A 16707-nucleotide genomic window follows, 5' to 3' on the forward strand; every position below is an offset into this window, starting at 1 on the left:
GTAAGAACTACGCCGGGACCTCCCCGATCACTCGCGCGTCGGGCAAGAAGAAGGTCGCCCTGGCCCGGTTCATCCACAACGACCGGCTCATCGACGCCCTGCTTACCCAGGCCTTCAGCGCACTGAGGCTCTCGCCCGGCGCGCGGGCCTACTACGACCGGCAACGAGCCCGCGGCTCCAGTCACAACGCCGCCCTGCGTCAGGTCGCCAACCGGCTCGTCGGCATCCTGCACGGATGCCTCAAAACCGGCACCCTCTACGACGAGACGACCGCCTGGTCGCATCACGCAGAGTTCGTTGCGGCTTGACATCTACGCTCCTGGGATGTCTTTCAGGGGGGTTACCAAGAGGACGGTGGCCCCGCCGCGCGCGCCCGAAGCCGGACGAACGGGCCGGGGAGGTAGGCGATCGGGGTCTGGTCCACGTCGATGAGCCGCACGTGGCGGGGGTCGGCCCCGGCGTGCACCGCCGCGGCCCTGGCCTCCTCCAGTACGGGCTCCAGCAGGCCGGGCAGTGCCGAGCGGTCGGGCAGCCGCACGATGCGCTCGTACTGGCCGCCGACCGGGCTGACGGCCGCGCCGATCGCGCCGGCCGCCGGCCCGTGCTCGGGATGCGTCCCTTCCGGTACGGCGTGCGCGCCGCCGCCCACGACGACCAGCGGCAGGCGTCCGGCGGCCGGCTGGAGCCGGTCCACCGCCTCTGCCAGCTCGGCCGGGTCGACCGGCCGCGGCACCCGGATCAGCCCGGGGATGCGCAGCCCGACGGGCACGCCGCCGATGTCCGCGCCGCCCACGGCCTCCTCGGGCCAGCCGCCGGCCAGCACGCCGACCCGCACCCGGACGGCGCCCACGTCGGCGACCACGGCGTCGGCCAGGCCGGTGAGCGCACCGGCGCCGCGCAGCATGCTGGCGGGGCCGCTGCCCAGACTGAGCGACGGGTGCCGGGCCAGGTGCTCCAGGCTCATCAGCGTGCCGTCGCCGCGGGTCACGAACGCCGCAGCGCCAGGGCACAGCGCCGCAAGCACCTCCGACAGTCCGCTGGACACCGAGGTCGCGAAACCCGACAGGGCGGCGTCCAGCACGGTCGCGTTCTCGCGTTCCAGCAGGCCGAGCGTGCCGAGGCCGGCCGACAGGGAGATCGGCACCGCCGCGCCCAGCTCCGCCCGGACGATCGCGGCGGCCTCGCGTTCCTGCTCGCCGTCCAGGGGTGAGAAGAGGCCGGCGATGGCGACCGCCTGCGCCTGTCCGGCGACCTGCGCGGCGAAGCGGGCCACGGCCTCCCGGTCGAGCGGGGTGCGGTCCTCGGGGTCGAGCCCACCGCCGCCGTCCACGATCGCGGTACCCGTACTGACGGCGTCCCGCAGGTCACGCGGCCAGCCGGACAGCGGGCGCACGGCGGTCGCGGACGCGCCGCCGATGCGCAGCACGGCCACCTTCCGCAGCCCGGCCCGCCTGGTGACGGCGGTGGCCGCGCCGCGCAGCCCCACCGCGATCTGCGCCGGCCCTCCGGGTGTCGCGGTGGCCGGCGGGAGACGTTCCAGGGCCACCCGGACGCTGGCGACCGGGTCGTCAGGGACGGTGGCCACCTTGACGGTGGCGAGGACCTTGCCGTCGGCGGCGACGAGGGCGGCGTCGGTGTTGGTGGCACCGACGTCCACCCCGGCCCTCACGACGGCTCCTGATCGCTGGGGGAGACGAGACCGGCCAGGCCGAACGCGGCGGGTCCGGCCAACCGCAGTCCCTCAGGGGTGTGCCAGACCGGGTCGCACGGGACGCGCACCACGGCTACCCGCAGCCCGTACCGGATCTGCTCGGCCTGCAGCACCTCTCCCGTCCGCGAGTCCAGTACGGCGATCACGTCGGGGACGGCCGCGAGCGGCGCGCCGTCCTCGACCACCGCCGGGAACTCGCTGGCCGCCTCGATCCTGACCAGCCGGCCGGCATCCGGGCCGAGGCCCTCCACCAGGATCGATCCCGACGTGTCCGCCACCTTGCCGGTGACGAGGGGGTCGGGCAGCCGGGTGCCGAGGCGCACGGCCCGGGTGACGGATCCGAGTGCGGTGGCGGCGGCGACCTGGTCGCCGCGCATGATGTACTCGCTGGTCGCGACCTGCCCGCCGAACGCGTCCAGCGACGCCCTGACGAGCCGTTCCAGCCACGCGCCCGTCACGCGGTCGATGACCACCGTGCGACCGCGCTCGTCGCAGAGCACGGCCGGGGTCGGCGCGATGCCGCGCAACTGCATCACGGTCTGGTCCATGCGGGGGAAGGCGCGGCTCATGCCGTCGGCGTCGACCAGCGGCAGCCCCACCCGGGCGGCCCAGGCAACGGCCAGGCAGCCGTTCGCGCCGCCGATCTCGCTGGCCAGTATCGCGCCGACGGGCACGCCGAACAGTTCCTCGACCTTCTCGCGCAGGTACGCGGGCTCGTCCACGCCGCCCACGCGTTCGGACATCACCGCGGACGCGCCCGCCGTGCCGACCGGCATGACGAGCAGGCCGGGGTCGAGGTCGGCGGCCGGCACGACGCGCACCGGGCCGCGGTCCTCCAGCGCCTGCAGCGCCGCCGCGCGCGCGATCGCGACAGAGCCGCCCCCGCCGGAGCCGAGCACGGCGCAGCCCCTGGCGAACGCGGGCAGCAGCCCGGTGTCGATGTCCACCCGTTGAGGGTACGAATGCGCAGTTCAGGGAGGTTGAGCGGAGAGCACCCCTTTTATGCCTTCTGTGTGCTGATGGCACACTTATGGGATGTATCTGGGGCAAGAGCTGCGGAAACTCGCCGGACCTGCGACTCCGGAGCCCGCCACCGGCGTGCGGCTCGTCGAGGACCTGAACCGGGTGGCGGGCCAGCCGCCCGGCGCGGTGCTCGTGCTGACGGAGGCCGCCTCGCGGCAGGCGGCCGGGTACCGGCTCGACATCGCGCTCAGGGACGCGGCCGCGGCGGGAGCGGTCGCCCTGGTGCTCACGTCCGAGGGGGCGGAGCTCGACCGCAGCGCCGCCGCGCTCGCCGAACGGGGCCGCGTCGCGGTCTTCGCCCTCGCCCCACCCACCGGCCAGGACGAGGCCGCACCGGATCAGGTCGCACGCGACCAGGCGAGGCGTGTCAGAGCGGGACGGGATTCCGGCGCACCGGACCTGGCCGGGCCGGGCAGGGCGGTGCCGGATTCCGGCGGGTCGGGTGTGGCGCAGGGCGATCTGGCCGGGCTCGTGGTGGCGTTGGCGGGGGCCATCGCGGGGGACGCCGCCGACGCGCTCGTCAGGACCGCGCGTGCGGCGGAGGACGTCGTCCGCTCCGGCGGCGTCCCGGAACGCATCGCGCAGGCGGCGAGCGCCGCGCTCGGCGTCAGGGTCACCGCCGAGGGCACGTCCTTCACCGCAGAGCCGCATCCCGGGCACCTGGGCCGGGCGAGCGCGATCGTCCTCAGGCTCGCGTCGCTGGCCGCCGCCGCCGGCCCGGCCGACGAGCTGCCGGGCCGCTCACGGGCACAGCTCCTGACCGAGCTGCTGGTCGCCCCGGAAACCCAGGCCCAGGAACTGGCCCCGCGCGCCCGCGCGCTCGGCCTGCCGGTGGACGACTGGCACGTCGTCCTCCGCCTCGAACCCGTCATGGACCCCGGCCAGGAACGCCACGCCCTGCTGGAGACCGCGGCCTCGCGGGCCCTGCGGGCGACGCGCGAGCTCGTCGGCCCCGTCTGGAACGCCACCCTGGCCGACGACGCCCTGGTGGTGGTCCGCACCGCCCAGCGCGACCCGGGCCGGACGGGCCTGCGGGCGGCGGTGCGCGACGCCACGCGGTTGCTGGAGCGGGTCCGCCCGGCGGGCGCCGAGCTGCGCTGCGGTGTGAGCACCGCGCACGAGGGCCTGCTGGGGCTGCGCACCTGCGCGTCGGAGGCCAGGACGGCGCTGCGGCGCAGCGAGCTGCCGCTGGCCACGTACGACCTGGCCGGGCTGGACCGGATGCTGGAGGAGTGGTACGCCTCCGACGCCGCCCAGCAGGCCGTCAGGGAACTGCTGCAGCCGGTGCTCGACCTCGGCGGTGAGCGGGCCGGCCGCCTGCTCACCATCCTGCGCGCCTACCTCGACCACCACGGCTCGCCCGCCCGCGCCGCCGAGGAGCTGCACCTGCACCGCAACGCGGTCAGCAGGAACGTCCGCCGCATCGAGCAGCTGCTCCAGGCCGACCTCGACGACCCGCGGCAGCGCCTCGCACTCCAGCTGGCCTGCCGCGCCGCCCGCGGCCACGCCTGAGGACTCACGTACGGGAGGCGACGGCCTCATGGTCCGCCGTGGCGCGGGTGCGCAGGGTGACGACGGCGGTCATGGCGGCCAGGCCGCAGGCCTTTCGTGCAGCACGATCGGATCTGGCGCGGCGCAGTACCCCGCTGTGAAGCAGAAGGAGGCATCCCTTGATCACTCTTGCCTGCAGCCTCGTCGCCTATCGGATCACCGGCCTGTCCGCGGCGACGTGCGATCACTGCCTGGCCGCCGTCAGGTCGGAGCTCATCCAGGTGCCGGGCGTCGTCGGCGTGGAGATCGACGCGCCCGAAGGGCGGGTCGGCATCCTGACCGACGGCCCTGTCGACGAGACAGGGCGTTGCATGATGTGCAACGGCATGGACGGGATGTGCAATCGGATCTTGACATTGTTGCGTATGTTGCTCACGATCATTGCGCATGCGTAAACGGCCGGGCCGAATGTCCATCACTTCCCATTCCTGGAGGAATGCAGCATGCCTCTGGCACATCCGCGTCCTTTATCGAGATCACAGCGGCGTGGGCGGCTGAGGTCGGTTCTGGCGGGTCTGACGGTCGCGGTGGGCATCGCGACCGTCGCGTTGGCGGGTCCGGCGTCGGCCGCTCCCGCCGCTCCCGCCGCTCCCGCCGCTCCTCTCGGGCCGACCGTGGTCAGGACCGACGCCCCGCCGAGCGGGTACGCGGTGAAGTTCCGGTACGAGGCCCCCGCCGGCGTCGAAGCCGTGCACATCTACGGCGACTGGTTCTTCTCCCGGCCGGAGAACGTCCAGTGCGCCGACTGCGGCGACGGCCGTCCCCCTTCGGAGTGGCAGCCGGGCGACATCCAGGCGACTCCGTGGCAGATCCTGCCCATGGAGAAGGGGGCCGACGGGGTGTGGGAGACCACGGTCCCGCTGCCCGCCGGCACGTACCGGTACGCCTTCACGCACGACTGCACGAGCCCGCTGGCCACCGGCTGTGACCTGCATGACGACCCGGTCAACCGGTGGGAGGTGCCGCCGCCGTACCCGGGCGCGCCGGGCGCGGTGCGCAGCCGGGTGTACGTACCGGTCAGCAAGGACTTCCCCACCTACGACACCGCCTACCAGAAGCCGGCCGCCAAGCTCGGCAAGCTGGAGCCGCGGCGGTACCCGTCGCCGCTGTCGACCAACCCGGCCGGGGTGCACGACATCGTCGTCTACACCCCGCACGGCTACGACCCGAACCGGGCGACGCCGTACCCGACGCTGTATCTGAGCCATGGCTCCGGTGACCACTCGACGGCCTGGACGATGCAGGGCGTGGCGCACCACATCCTGGAGAACGCGATCCGCGACGGCGCGGCGCAGCCGATGGTCGTGGTGTCGACCGATTTCAACGGCCTGCCCGGCGGCAACCAGGGTTACGCGAACGAGCTGCGGAACAACGTCATCCCGTTCGTGGAGCAGAACTACAACGTCTCGACCCGCTCGCAGGACCGCGCGTTCGGCGGGTTCTCGGCGGGCGGGAGCCGCGCCTTCACCATCATGTACGACAACACCGACCTGTTCGGCTACCACGCCGCGTGGAGCTCGGGCGGGCCGGCGGCCTCGCAGGCGCAGATCGACCGGCTGAAGACGGTGCCCGGCGGCATCTTCATCGGCACCGGCCTGCAGGATCGTCTGGGCAACATCGGGGAGAACTCGCAGCTGCGGGCCGCGGCTCTCAAGGCCGCCGGCGTCGACGTCACCGAGTACAACGTCGACGGCGTCCACACGTGGCACGTCTGGCGTCCGCTGCTGAACTTCTACCTGCGGAGTCTGGCGTTCCACACGACCACGACGAGTGTGGACGTCGACGCCGAGCCCGCCGGGAAGTCCGGCAAGGTCAGGCTCACCGCGACGGCGACGGTGGACGCCGTGAGCGCCAACGTCGCCTCACCGACGGGGAGGGTGGAGTTCTACGCGGGTGCGACCCACCTCGGGTCCGCGCCGGTCAGGCATGGTGCGGCCACCTTCCGCAAGGCCGTCGACGGCGCGCTTCTCGACGGTCCCGTGGTCGCCCGCTACCAGGGTGACAAGCTGTTCAACGCCTCGCAGAGCGCACCGGTGAACGCCGGCTGACCTGCGGGTTCTCCTCCGGCGAGCCCTTGCCGTGGCGCCTGCCCCTGAGGCGCCACGGCAAGGTGCCGTCTCAGCTCGCCGTCGGCGCGGACGGACGCTCGGGGGTGAACCCGAGCTCCTTGGAGATCAACTCCGAGGTCTCCAGCAGGAGCGGCAGCTTCTCCTTCAATTGGTGCAGGTTCGCGATCACCTCGATCGCGGTCACGGAGACGGCCGCGATGACCTTTCCCCGTGAATCCATGATCGGTGCGGCGATGCACATGACGTACGCGTCGTGCTCGCCGTCGTCGAGGGCCCAGCCGCGTTGGGCGACGCGGGCGAGTTCGGCGTCGAGGGACTCGCGGTCGGCGAAGGTGGTGTCGGTGTACCGCTCGAAGGTGACGTGCGCGAGCAGGCGATCGCGTTCCTCCCGGGAGAGGTGGGCGAGGATCACCTTGCCCACGGCGCTCGCGTAGATCGAGACGGCACGGCCGATCCGCGACGGCAGCTTCACCGCGTCGAACGCGGGGCTGTCGACCTTGTCGACGTAGATGATCTCGTCGCCGGTCAGCTGTGCGAGGTGCACGGTATGGCCCGTCTGCCGCTGGAGCAGGCGCAGGTGCTCGGACGCGAACTGACGGAGATCCATCGAGCCGAGCGCGAGTTCCGACAGTTCGATCAGGCCGCTGCCGAACACGTACGTCCCCGCGCCCGTCTTGCGCACGAACCGTGCGCCTTCCAGCGTCTGAAGGATCCGGAGCGCCGTGGATTTGTGGACGCCCAGCATCTCCGCGGCCTCCGTGAGGGACATCGGATGCTCTGCCGACCGGCGTATCAGATCGATCGCACGCTGGATCGATTGGGACACTACCGTCCTCCTTTGCGTTGCGTATGCTGCAATGTATCGCATGACCTGTGCAACTGCCACTTGACAGCGTTGCACATGTCGCTACGATCGTTGCGATTCCGGCGGAGAAGTGCCCGGTTTTTACTCAGGAGTAACAAATGAGGCTGCATCGCATTCGCCGCAGCATGGTTGCGGCGGTCAGCGTCACCGGTATGGCCGCTGCTCTCTTGGCCGGCTGCGGCTCCGACGGTGGCTCGGAAGGCGGCGTGACCAAGTTGACGTTCGCCGCCTCGACGCTCGGCGACCCGGGCCGCGGCCCGCTGCTGACGAAGTGGCTCGAGGAGTTCAACAAGAGCCAGAACAAGGTGCAGGTCTCTCCTGCGGCGGTGCCGTACCCGACCTTCGGCCAGACCATCCTCACCCAGATGGGCAGCGGTAAAGGTCCCGACCTGATCCGCTTCGACATGCCGGAGTTCGAGTCCGCCTCGGACGCCGGCCTCATCGCGCCGCTCAACGACCTGATCGACGTCAGCAAGTACGACCTGCTCAAGCAGCCCGACCAGTTCATGGTCCACGACGGCCAGCGGCACGGGATCATCTTCGAGGCGTCGAACTACGCGATGTTCTACAACGCCGACCTGATCAAGAAGGCGCCGACCACCTACGACGAGTTCGTCGAGACGGCGAAGTCGCTGACCAAGGGCGACACCTACGGCCTGGCGTTCCGCCAGACCGAGGCCGAGGAAGCCGGTGTGTGGCAGGACATCTTCAACTATGTCTACGGCTTCGGCGGCGCCTGGTCGGACGGCAAGCAGCTGACGATCAACTCGCCCGAGAACCTCAAGGGCCTGCAGGCGTACAAGGACCTGTACGACGCCAAGGTGATCCCGCGCGGCACGGACGCGGCGACGTTCCGCCGCATGTTCGCCGAGGGCAAGGTCGGCATGGAGCTCAACAACGGCGGCTACGTGACGGCGACCCGCGGTCAGAACGCCGACCTGAACTTCAACGTCGCCCCCATCCCGTTCCCCGTCCGCAAGCAGGGCACGATCCTCGCACCCATCGTCATCAACGAGGCGAGCCCGGCGAAGGAGGAGGCGGCGACCTTCATCAAGTGGGCGCTCGAGCCCGCCAACCAGGTGAAGCTGCAGGAGATCCTCGGAGCGAGCAGCGTGGCGACGGTCACCCAGCGAAGCCCTGAGAAGCTCAAGGAGACGCCGTTCCTGACCGTCTTCGACGACCTCACCGAGTCGAGCCTGCCGCAGATCGTCCTGGGCTTCGAGGCGAAGACGCCGGACATCCGCAAGGTCGTCGTCAAGAACGTCATCGCGGCGCTCCAGGGCACGGTCGACCTCAAGACCGCACTGGACAACGCCCAGCAAGAAGCGTCCCAACTGGTTGGCTGACCGAATGACGCCGCCGGCGAGACACTCCCGCGGGCGGCGTCCTGTTTTTCGAAGGACCGAACGCGATGACCGCGCTGGAACAGCAGCAGCTTCCAGGGCCTCGATCCGGCACCCGGCGTCGAGGCAGCCCGCTGGGGAGCAAATGGACGCCCTACTTCTTCCTGGCCCCCGCAGCCCTCTTCATCCTGGTGTTCCAGGTCGTTCCGCTGGCGCAGGAAGTCTTCCTGAGCTTCACGCGGACCTCGCTGCTGAACCCCACACACAGCACCTGGGTGGGGTTCGACAACTTCGCCCGCATCTTCGGCGATGAGGACTTCCGCCGTACCCTGCTCATCACCCTCGTCTACGTCGTCGTCTGCGTCGTCGTCGCCGTGGGGACCGGGCTCGCGGTCGCCCTGCTCCTCAACAAGGGCTTCCGCGGCCGCGGGCTGGCGCGGGCGCTGGTGACCATTCCGTGGGCGGCGCCCGGCATCGCGGTCGCGCTCATCGCGATCTGGATGCTCAACCCCGACTACGGGATCGTGAACCGGTTCCTGGACACGATCGGCCTCGGCGTGCCGGGCGGCGCCATCCTGGACAGCCCGCGGTACGCCCTCCCGGCGATCCTCGTGACGACCATCTGGCAGCTGTTCCCGTTCACCTCTGTGGTGCTGCTGTCGGCGCTGCAGGCCGTCCCGCCGCACCTCACCGAGGCCGCGACGATGGACGGTGCCGGAAGATGGTGGACCTTCCGCGCCGTCACCTGGCAGTCCATCAAGCCGACCGTCGGCCTGCTCGCCCTCCTCATGACCATCTGGTCGCTGCGGCGGTTCGAGCTCATCTGGCTCATGACGAAGGGGGGACCGGTCGGCGCGACCGAGACGCTGGTCATCGACCTCTACTCGCAGGCCTTCGACTCCAAGCAACTCGGCTCGGCGGCGGCGGTCGGCATGGTCGGCATCGTCATCTCGCTCATCGTCATCGCAGGTAGCCGGTTCGTCGCCCGTGCCGCCGAGAGGGAGGCCCGCTGATGAGACTGCCCCACGTGGGTCTGACCCTGCGGATCATCGGTGTTCTCCTCGTGCTCGGGGTCGCCGTCTTCCCGCTGTACTGGATGTTCGTCACCGCACTGACCGGTGATTCTGAGCTCTTCGCCTCCGAGGCCCGGCTCGTCCCCGACTTCTCGCAGTTCGGGGTCTTCATCGACGCGCTGGCCGAAGGCAAGGCGACGACCTGGCTGCTCAACAGCCTGGTGATCGCCGCCGGCACGACGATCCTGTCGATCGGGCTCGGCATCCCGCTCGGCTACGCGCTCTCGCGGTTCTCGTTCCGCGGCAAGGTCATCGTGACCGTCGTGCTGCTGTTCACGCAGATGCTGCCCGAGGCGCTCATGGTCGTGCCGCTGTTCGCGCTCTTCCGGCGATTCGACCTCCTCGACTCCCTCGGCGGGCTCATCCTGGTCAACTCGGCCTTCGTCCTGCCGATCGTCGCCCTCATCCTCAAGGGCGCGATCGACGGCCTGCCTCGTGAGGTGGAGGAGTCCGCGCGGGTCGACGGAGCACGACCGCTCACCGTTCTGCTCCGCATCAACGTGCCGCTGATCGCCCCCTCGCTCGCCGCCACCGCGGTCATCGCGTTCTTCCACGCCTGGAACGAGTACGTGTTCGCCGTGACGTTCGTCTTCACCCCCGGACTGCAGCCGGCCTCGGTCGGCATCGCGAACTTCATCGGCGAACTCGGCACCCCCATCCAGACGGTCATGGCGGTCTCGTTCATGTTCACGGCGCCCGCCGTCGTCTTCTACCTGTTCGTACAGAAGTATGTGGTCGCCGGCATGACCGCCGGCGCAGTGAAGGGCTGAGCGGGAAGATGAAGATCACCGCAGTCGACACGCTCGTCGTCGACTTCTACCGCACCAACCTGGTGATCGTCCGCGTCTCGACGGACGAAGGGATCGTCGGCCTGGGTGAGGCGACCCTGGAGGGCAAGGAACGCGCCGTCCAGGGCGCCGTCGCCGAACTGGCCGAGGCCGTGGTCGGCAAGGACCCCACCCGGATCTCCGGCACCCTGTACGAGCTGGCGCGAGACTGGTACTGGCGCGGCGGCCCGGTCGTCATGACCGCGCTGAGCTCGTTCGAGACGGCGTTGTGGGACATCACGGCACGAGAGCTCGGCGTCCCGGTCTCCCGCCTGCTCGGCGGCGCCACCCGCGACCGGGTCCGCGCCTACGCCAACGGCTGGTTCTCCGGAGCCGTCACGCCCGAGGACTACGCGGCCGCCGCGAAACGGACCGTCGCCGGCGGCTTCCGCGGCCTCAAGTGGGACCCCTTCGAGAACTACGACCTCACGATCACCACAGGGCAGCTGGACCGTGTGATCGCGCAGATCGACGCCGTCCGCTCCGCCGTCGGGCGCGACGTCGAGCTGTTCATCGAGGGCCACGGCCGGTTCGACGTCGCCCACGCCGTCAAGATCGCGCGGGAGATCGCGCAGTTCGATCCGGTGTTCTTCGAGGAACCCTGCCCGCCGGACAACCTCGACGCCCTCGTCGACATCCGCCGGGCGTCGCCGGTGCCCATCGCCGCCGGTGAGCGCTGGTTCGGGCGGCAGGGCTTCGCGCCGGCGCTCGCCCGCCAGGCGGTCGACTACGTCCAGCCCGACGTGACGCACGCCGGCGGCATCGCCGAGCTGGCCTTCATCTCGACGCTCGCCGCGACGAGTTACGTCGGTTTCGCGCCGCACAACCCCAGCGGACCGCTGAGCACCGCGGCGACGCTGCAGCTCGGGGCCGCGCTGCCCAACTTCCGTTACCTGGAGATCATGGCGACCGACGTCCCGTGGCGTCCGGAGATCACCAACGAGAGACTCGTCCTGACGGAGGAGGGCGACATTCTCGTCCCGACCGGGCCAGGTCTCGGCATCGAGCTCGATCTCGAGGCGATCGCCCGGCATCCCTTCACGCCCCACCCCTTGCGGATGTTCCAGGACGCCGTCTTCGACATCCGGCCCAGGGACGAGCGGTCCTTCTTCAACCTGGGAGACGACGTATGAGCCAGTCACCGACCGACCAGGCCGCCTGGTTCGGGGCGGCCGCGGACGCGCTGCCGGACGACGCCGCCGACAGCGTCCTGATCGGCCGGATCTGGGATCCCCTCGTCGAAGGGCCCTCACCCGTGGTCGTCCGCGACGGGGAGGTCTTCGACATCAGCGCGGACTTCCCGACGGTCCGCGACATCTGCGAGCTGCCTGACCCCGCGGCCGTGGTCTCCGCGCTGAACGGCCGGCACGTCGGCAGCTTCGCGGACGTGCTCGCCAACACCGGGGTCGCGGACCGCGACCGTACCCGGCCCTGGCTGCTCGCGCCGGTCGACCTGCAGGCGCTCAAGGCCGCCGGGGTGACCTTCGCCGTCTCGATGATCGAGCGCGTCATCGAGGAGCAAGCCGGCGGCGACATGTCGCTCGCGGCGGAGATCCGCGAGCGGATGCTCGCCGGCGTCGGCGCCGACCTGCACGAGCTGTCGCCGGGCTCCGACGAGGCGGCGCGGCTGAAGGACCTGCTCGTCGCCGAGGGCATCTGGAGCCAGTACCTGGAGGTCGGGATCGGCCCGGACGCCGAGATCTTCACCAAGGGCCAGATCCTGTCCTCCATGGGGACCGCCGTGCCGGTCGGGGTGCTCGCCGCCTCGACCTGGAACAACCCGGAGCCCGAGGTGTCGCTCATCGTCCAGTCGAGCGGCCGGATCGTGGGGGCGACGCTCGCCAACGACGTCAACCTGCGCGACATCGAGGGCCGGTCCGCGCTCCTGCTGCCGATGGCGAAGGACAACAACGCCTCGTGCGCGCTCGGCCCCCTCATCCGGCTCTTCGACGAGCGGTTCGGCCTGGATCAGGTGCGCGACCTCGTGGTGCGGCTGGACATCGAGGGCGAGGACGGCTTCCACCTGGAGGCGGTCTCGGAGATGGCGCGGATGTCGCGCGAACCGGAAGCGCTCGTACAGCAGATGATCGGCCCGCACCATCACTATCCCGACGGCGCGGTCCTCATGCTCGGCACGATGTTCGCGCCCATCCAGGACCGCGACCGTCCTGGCGAGGGCTTCACGCACAAGCCCGGCGACGTGGTGCGCATCAGCTCGCCGGCGCTCGGCACCCTGGTCAACCGCGTCCAGCACGCCGAGAACTGCGCGCCCTGGAACTTCGGCGTCCGCGACCTCATGGGGAATCTCCACCGGAGAGGACTGCTGTGAGCACGGGCAGCCGCCCACTCGTGCGTTGACCACCGAAGAGCCCTTCGTCCTGATGGACGAAGGGCTCTCGGGTTCTATCGGACGGCGGGTGCGGGGGCTTTCTCCAGAACGTGCATGAAGGCGCGGGACCATTCGGGCAGGTCCGGCCAGCCGCGGCAGGAGACCATCGTGCCGTCCACCACATCGGGGGCGTCCACGAAGGTCGCGCCCGCCATCTCCATGTCGGTCCGCAGCGGCGGGAACGCCGCCGTGGTGCGGCCGCGCAGCAGGCCGAACGCGGCCGGCACCTGCGGGCCGTGGCAGATCGTGCCCACCGGCAGGTCGCGGTCGAAGAAGTGGTGGACGATCCGGGCGACGTCGGGGTCGGTGCGGATGTATTCCGGTGCGCGGCCGCCCGGGATCACCAGCGCCTGGTAGTCCTCGGGACGCACGTCGGCGAACGCGAGGTCGACCGGCAACTGATGGCCGGGCCGCTCGGTGTAGGCGTCCCAGCCGGGCTCGAAGTCGTGGACCACCAGCTTGACCGCGCGCGTGGTGGGCGCGGCCACGATCGCCTCGTGACCCCCTTCACGGAGCCGAAAGACGGGGTACATGGTGTCCAGCTCTTCGGCCGCGTCACCGGTCAGAACAAGAACTCGGGCCATGATTCACTCCTGTTCTCCCATGGCGGAGCTTAATCCGCATACGGCCGATTGGGCAGACCCGGCGAAAGAGGAGATCCGGCGTTTGATCGGTATGTCCCGGGATGGGCAGACCTGGAGACGCGGCGCTAGCGGGGTGTCGCGAGGATGTCGCGGAGGACGTCCTCCATGGTGATGCGGGACAGCTCGTGTCGCAGGGTTTTCTCGATGCCCGCGTAGATGTCCTGCATCACGGGCTGGATGTTGCAGCCGATCGCGCAGGACTGGTCGGGGGTGGCGCGGTGCAACGCGAACAGCGGGCCCTGCTCGACGGCCTCGTACACGTCGAGCAGCGTGATCGCGTTCAGCTCTCGGGCCATCGACCAGCCCGCGCCGGCACCTCTGCGGGACTCGACGAGCCCGGCGCGGCGGAGTTCGCCGAGCAGCCGCCTGATCACCACGGGGTTGGTGTTCGCGCTGCTCGCGAGCTGTTCCGAGGTGGCTACCTCGTAGCCTTGGCGCTCGTAGAGCCCGATCCAGGCCAGCGCGTGGGCGGCGATGGTCAGCCTGCTGTTGGCGCTCATGAACCTCGTCCCCTCAGCCGTAACGCTCCATGTTACGACAAGCTCTGTCGTAACCAGAACAGTTGCGACCATGCTGTCGTAACCAATATGGTTGCGACTTCGAACGTCTGACAGCGAGGTGGGAAGCATGGACAAGCCACTCACGGGCAAGGTCGCCCTGGTCACCGGCGGGTCGCGCGGACTGGGGGCGGCGACCGTACGGCAGTTGGCCGAGCAGGGGGCCGACGTCGCGTTCACGTATGTCAGCTCCGACGAGCGGGCGAAGGCCGTCGTCGACGAGGTACGCGGCACGGGGGCGAACGTCGTGGCCTTCAAGAGCGACCAGGCCGACACGAGCCGGGCGGGGGCGCTGATCGACGACGTGGTCGCGCACTTCGGAGGCCTCGACATCCTCGTCAACAACGCGGCGATCTCGTCGGAGTCCGGCCGTACCGTGGACGACCCAGACGCCGACACCGCCGCGCTCGACCACATGCACGCCACCAACTACCTCGGCGTGATCGCCGTCATCCGGGCCGCGTCCAGGGTGCTGCGTGCCGACGGCCGCATCATCACGGTGAGCTCGGGGCTGGGGTCGCGGGTGGGTCTCCCCGGCGTCGCCGATTATTCGGCGACCAAGGCCGGGGTCGTGAGGTACACCATGGGCGTCGCCCGCGACCTCGGCCACCGGGGCATCACGGCCAACGTCGTGGAGGCCGGACTGATGGAGAACGGCATGGAGCCGCCGGACGCCGAGACCCTCAAGACCCTGCTCGGCGCGCTGTCCCTGCAGCGGATAGGCCGTCCGGAGGAGATCGCCGCGGCGATCGTCTTCCTGGCCGGCCCCACCGCGTCGTACATCACGGGCGCCGTACTGGACGCCCACGGCGGCTACAACGCCTGATCAGGAGTCGCGGGTGGCGCGCCGTTTGCGGCGGAGTGCCGCTCGGTCGGCGGGGGTGTGGGGACGGCGCGTTCCCGGGTCCTCCTTTCCCTCGATGAGCCACTCGGCGAGGGAGCGGATCGTCGGGTGGGCGTAGAGCGTGGTCATCGGGACGCGTCTGCCCAGGGACTTTTCGAGGTGGCGCTGGACCTTGGCCATGAGGAGGGAATGGCCGCCGGCGTCGAAGAAGTTCTGGTCCGGGTCGAGCACCGGCACCCCGAGGACGGCTCGCCAGGCCGCCGTGACGTGCTCGGCAGGAGCGGCGAGCGCACCTGTGAGCCGCGAGCCCTCGGCCGAAGCCCCATCGGCTGGGGTCCGCGCACCCTCGACAGGAGTCCCGGGGCTGGGGAGTGCGTCGGTGTCGACCTTGCCGGTGGGGGTGAGGGGGAGCGCGTCCGTCACCACGAAGGCCGACGGCAGCATGAAGTCGGGCAGCACCAGCTCCAGGCCGCGCCGAAGCGCGGCCGTGTCGATCGCGTCACCGAGGACGTACGCGACGATCCGCCGCTCACCGTTGATCTCCCGGGCCGTCACGGCGCACCTGGACACCCCGGGCAGCACGGCGAGCGCCGCCTCCACCTCGCCCAGCTCGACCCGGTGGCCACGGATCTTCAGCTGCCTGTCGAGCCGGCCGAGATAGGCGATGCGGCCGTCGGGGAGCAGACGGCCCAGGTCGCCCGTGCGGTAGAAGCGGGTGCCGTCCGGGTCGCGGCCGAACCTGGCCTGGTCCCGTTCGGAGGCGCCCAGGTAGCTCGCCAGGTAGGAGCTCCGGATGACGATCTCCCCTTCGGAGCCGTCGGAGCCGTCCAGGACGATCTCCGCACCGTCGAGGGGGAAGCCGATCGGCACCACCGCGGTCCCGATGCCCCTGGCCGCCGCCAGATCGGCCGAGGTCAGGTGGTTCTGGACGGCGAAGGAGATCTCGGTGGCGCCGTACCCGTTGACGAACACGCAGTCGTCGGTGAAGTGCCTGCGGAAGCGGTCGAGGTCGGCATGGACGACCTCCTCCCCGCCGAGCAGGACGACCCGCACACCGGCCAGGACGTCCTCCGGCGACAGCGAGTCGAGCAGGTACCGGTAGACGGTCGGGGTGGAGTGGTAGACGGTGACGCCCCGCTCCGCCAGCACCTCGGCCAGATGGGACAGCCCGTGCGAGCGGAGGTCGACCGGCACCACCGCGGCCCCGTTGAGCAGGGCGGAGAAGCTGTCGGTCACCGCCATGTCGTAGCTGAAGGAGGAGACCACGCTGAGCCGGTCGGACGGCTGGATACGCAGGTTGGCGGTGTGCGTCCCGACCTGGAACAACACCCCCCGATGCGTCTGCACGACACCTTTCGGCCGGCCGGTCGACCCCGAGGTGAACAGGATGTACGCCGGCGCGTCCTGGTCCACGGCGACCGGCCGCAAGCCCGGGGCAGGCGGCAGGACGGTGGCGTCCACGACGCCGGCGGCTCCCGGGAGCAGGTCCTTGTGCTCGGGCAGGGCGAGCAGCACGTCGGGCTCGGCCAGCTCGGCCATGCGGGCCAGCCGCACCCGCGGGTAGCCGGGGTCGAGCGGGACGTACGTCGCGCCGGCGGTGAGCGTGCCGAGGATGCCTGCCAGCATGCGGCGGCCGTGGCCGAGCAGCAGCCCGACCCGCCTGGCCCCGCGCACGGCCGCCGCGACGGCGCGCGCCTCCTCCGCCAGTTCGGCGTAGGTGAGCGCGCCGTCGTCGTCGAGCACCGCCGGGCGTTGCGGATGTTTCGCCACCACGGCCCAGAAGCGGGCCGTGATCGATGCGTCGAGCACCT

General features: G+C 70.7%; 16 protein-coding genes. 10 read left to right on the forward strand and 6 right to left on the reverse strand.

The window, feature by feature from the left end; translation table 11 throughout:
- Positions 1 to 308, forward strand: a 308-nt coding sequence (locus BLR04_RS22815) for a transposase (RefSeq protein WP_143022151.1), incomplete at its 5' end; no start/stop codon positions are given.
- 32 nt (positions 309 to 340) lie between these two features.
- Here BLR04_RS22815 and BLR04_RS22820 read toward each other — a convergent pair.
- Positions 341 to 1669 carry a hydantoinase/oxoprolinase N-terminal domain-containing protein gene (locus tag BLR04_RS22820; protein WP_090768830.1) on the reverse strand — a complete coding sequence of 443 codons (1329 nt, stop codon included), beginning with the start codon at positions 1667 to 1669 and terminating at the stop codon, positions 341 to 343.
- Positions 1666 to 2658: an S-methyl thiohydantoin desulfurase family protein gene (locus BLR04_RS22825; RefSeq protein ID WP_090768832.1), complete on the reverse strand. Its 993-nt coding sequence runs from the start codon at positions 2656 to 2658 to the stop codon at positions 1666 to 1668. Before BLR04_RS22825 ends, BLR04_RS22820 begins: the two co-directional genes overlap by 4 nt.
- Before the next feature lie 88 nt (positions 2659 to 2746).
- Here BLR04_RS22825 and BLR04_RS22830 point away from each other — a divergent pair, with 88 nt between their 5' ends.
- From BLR04_RS22830 to BLR04_RS22840, 3 genes are all read left to right on the forward strand, one after another.
- Positions 2747 to 4246, forward strand: coding sequence for a PucR family transcriptional regulator (locus BLR04_RS22830; protein WP_090768834.1), 1500 nt, complete (start codon positions 2747 to 2749; stop codon positions 4244 to 4246).
- 158 nt (positions 4247 to 4404) lie between these two features.
- A complete protein-coding gene (locus tag BLR04_RS41885; protein WP_090768836.1) occupies positions 4405 to 4680 on the forward strand; it encodes a heavy-metal-associated domain-containing protein in 276 nt (91 codons plus the stop codon).
- 132 nt (positions 4681 to 4812) lie between these two features.
- Positions 4813 to 6333: an alpha/beta hydrolase-fold protein gene (locus BLR04_RS22840; protein WP_176903239.1), complete on the forward strand. Its 1521-nt coding sequence runs from the start codon at positions 4813 to 4815 to the stop codon at positions 6331 to 6333.
- A gap of 70 nt (positions 6334 to 6403) precedes the next feature.
- Here the strand turns inward: BLR04_RS22840 and BLR04_RS22845 are convergent, their stop codons facing one another.
- Positions 6404 to 7222: an IclR family transcriptional regulator gene (locus BLR04_RS22845; RefSeq protein ID WP_090768840.1), complete on the reverse strand. Its 819-nt coding sequence runs from the start codon at positions 7220 to 7222 to the stop codon at positions 6404 to 6406.
- Positions 7223 to 7425: 203 nt separating this feature from the next.
- Between BLR04_RS22845 and BLR04_RS22850 the strand changes: the two genes are divergently transcribed.
- The 5 genes from BLR04_RS22850 (at position 7426) to BLR04_RS22870 (ending at position 12791) form a co-directional block, all read left to right on the forward strand.
- Positions 7426 to 8565 (forward strand): ABC transporter substrate-binding protein, encoded by a 1140-nt coding sequence (locus BLR04_RS22850; RefSeq protein WP_176903241.1) that lies wholly within the window; start codon positions 7426 to 7428, stop codon positions 8563 to 8565.
- A 65-nt stretch (positions 8566 to 8630) separates the two neighbouring features.
- On the forward strand, positions 8631 to 9575 hold the full coding sequence (locus BLR04_RS22855) for a carbohydrate ABC transporter permease (RefSeq protein WP_090768843.1): 945 nt from the start codon (positions 8631 to 8633) through the stop codon (positions 9573 to 9575).
- Positions 9575 to 10405 carry a carbohydrate ABC transporter permease gene (locus BLR04_RS22860; RefSeq protein WP_090768845.1) on the forward strand — a complete coding sequence of 277 codons (831 nt, stop codon included), beginning with the start codon at positions 9575 to 9577 and terminating at the stop codon, positions 10403 to 10405. The genes BLR04_RS22855 and BLR04_RS22860 overlap by 1 nt, the downstream gene beginning before the upstream one ends.
- 8 nt (positions 10406 to 10413) lie before the next feature.
- Entirely contained in the window at positions 10414 to 11595 is a 1182-nt protein-coding gene (locus BLR04_RS22865) for a mandelate racemase/muconate lactonizing enzyme family protein (protein ID WP_090768847.1), read from the forward strand.
- Positions 11592 to 12791: a fumarylacetoacetate hydrolase family protein gene (locus tag BLR04_RS22870; protein WP_090768848.1), complete on the forward strand. Its 1200-nt coding sequence runs from the start codon at positions 11592 to 11594 to the stop codon at positions 12789 to 12791. The genes BLR04_RS22865 and BLR04_RS22870 overlap by 4 nt, the downstream gene beginning before the upstream one ends.
- 74 nt (positions 12792 to 12865) lie before the next feature.
- On the opposite strand, the gene BLR04_RS22875 is transcribed toward BLR04_RS22870, so the two are convergent.
- Complete coding sequence (locus BLR04_RS22875; protein ID WP_090768849.1) at positions 12866 to 13435, reverse strand: DJ-1/PfpI family protein; 570 nt, start codon at positions 13433 to 13435, stop codon at positions 12866 to 12868.
- A 125-nt stretch (positions 13436 to 13560) separates the two neighbouring features.
- Positions 13561 to 13995, reverse strand: coding sequence for an Rrf2 family transcriptional regulator (locus BLR04_RS22880; RefSeq protein ID WP_090768850.1), 435 nt, complete (start codon positions 13993 to 13995; stop codon positions 13561 to 13563).
- A 127-nt stretch (positions 13996 to 14122) separates the two neighbouring features.
- On the opposite strand from BLR04_RS22880, the gene BLR04_RS22885 reads away from it, so the two are divergent.
- Positions 14123 to 14878, forward strand: coding sequence for an SDR family NAD(P)-dependent oxidoreductase (locus BLR04_RS22885; protein WP_090768852.1), 756 nt, complete (start codon positions 14123 to 14125; stop codon positions 14876 to 14878).
- Here BLR04_RS22885 and BLR04_RS22890 read toward each other — a convergent pair whose 3' ends face one another.
- Positions 14879 to 16705 (reverse strand): non-ribosomal peptide synthetase, encoded by a 1827-nt coding sequence (locus tag BLR04_RS22890; RefSeq protein WP_090768854.1) that lies wholly within the window; start codon positions 16703 to 16705, stop codon positions 14879 to 14881.
- Positions 16706 to 16707 lie beyond the last annotated feature (2 nt).

Source organism: Nonomuraea maritima (assembly GCF_900100395.1).
GTDB classification, from domain to species: domain Bacteria; phylum Actinomycetota; class Actinomycetes; order Streptosporangiales; family Streptosporangiaceae; genus Nonomuraea; species Nonomuraea maritima.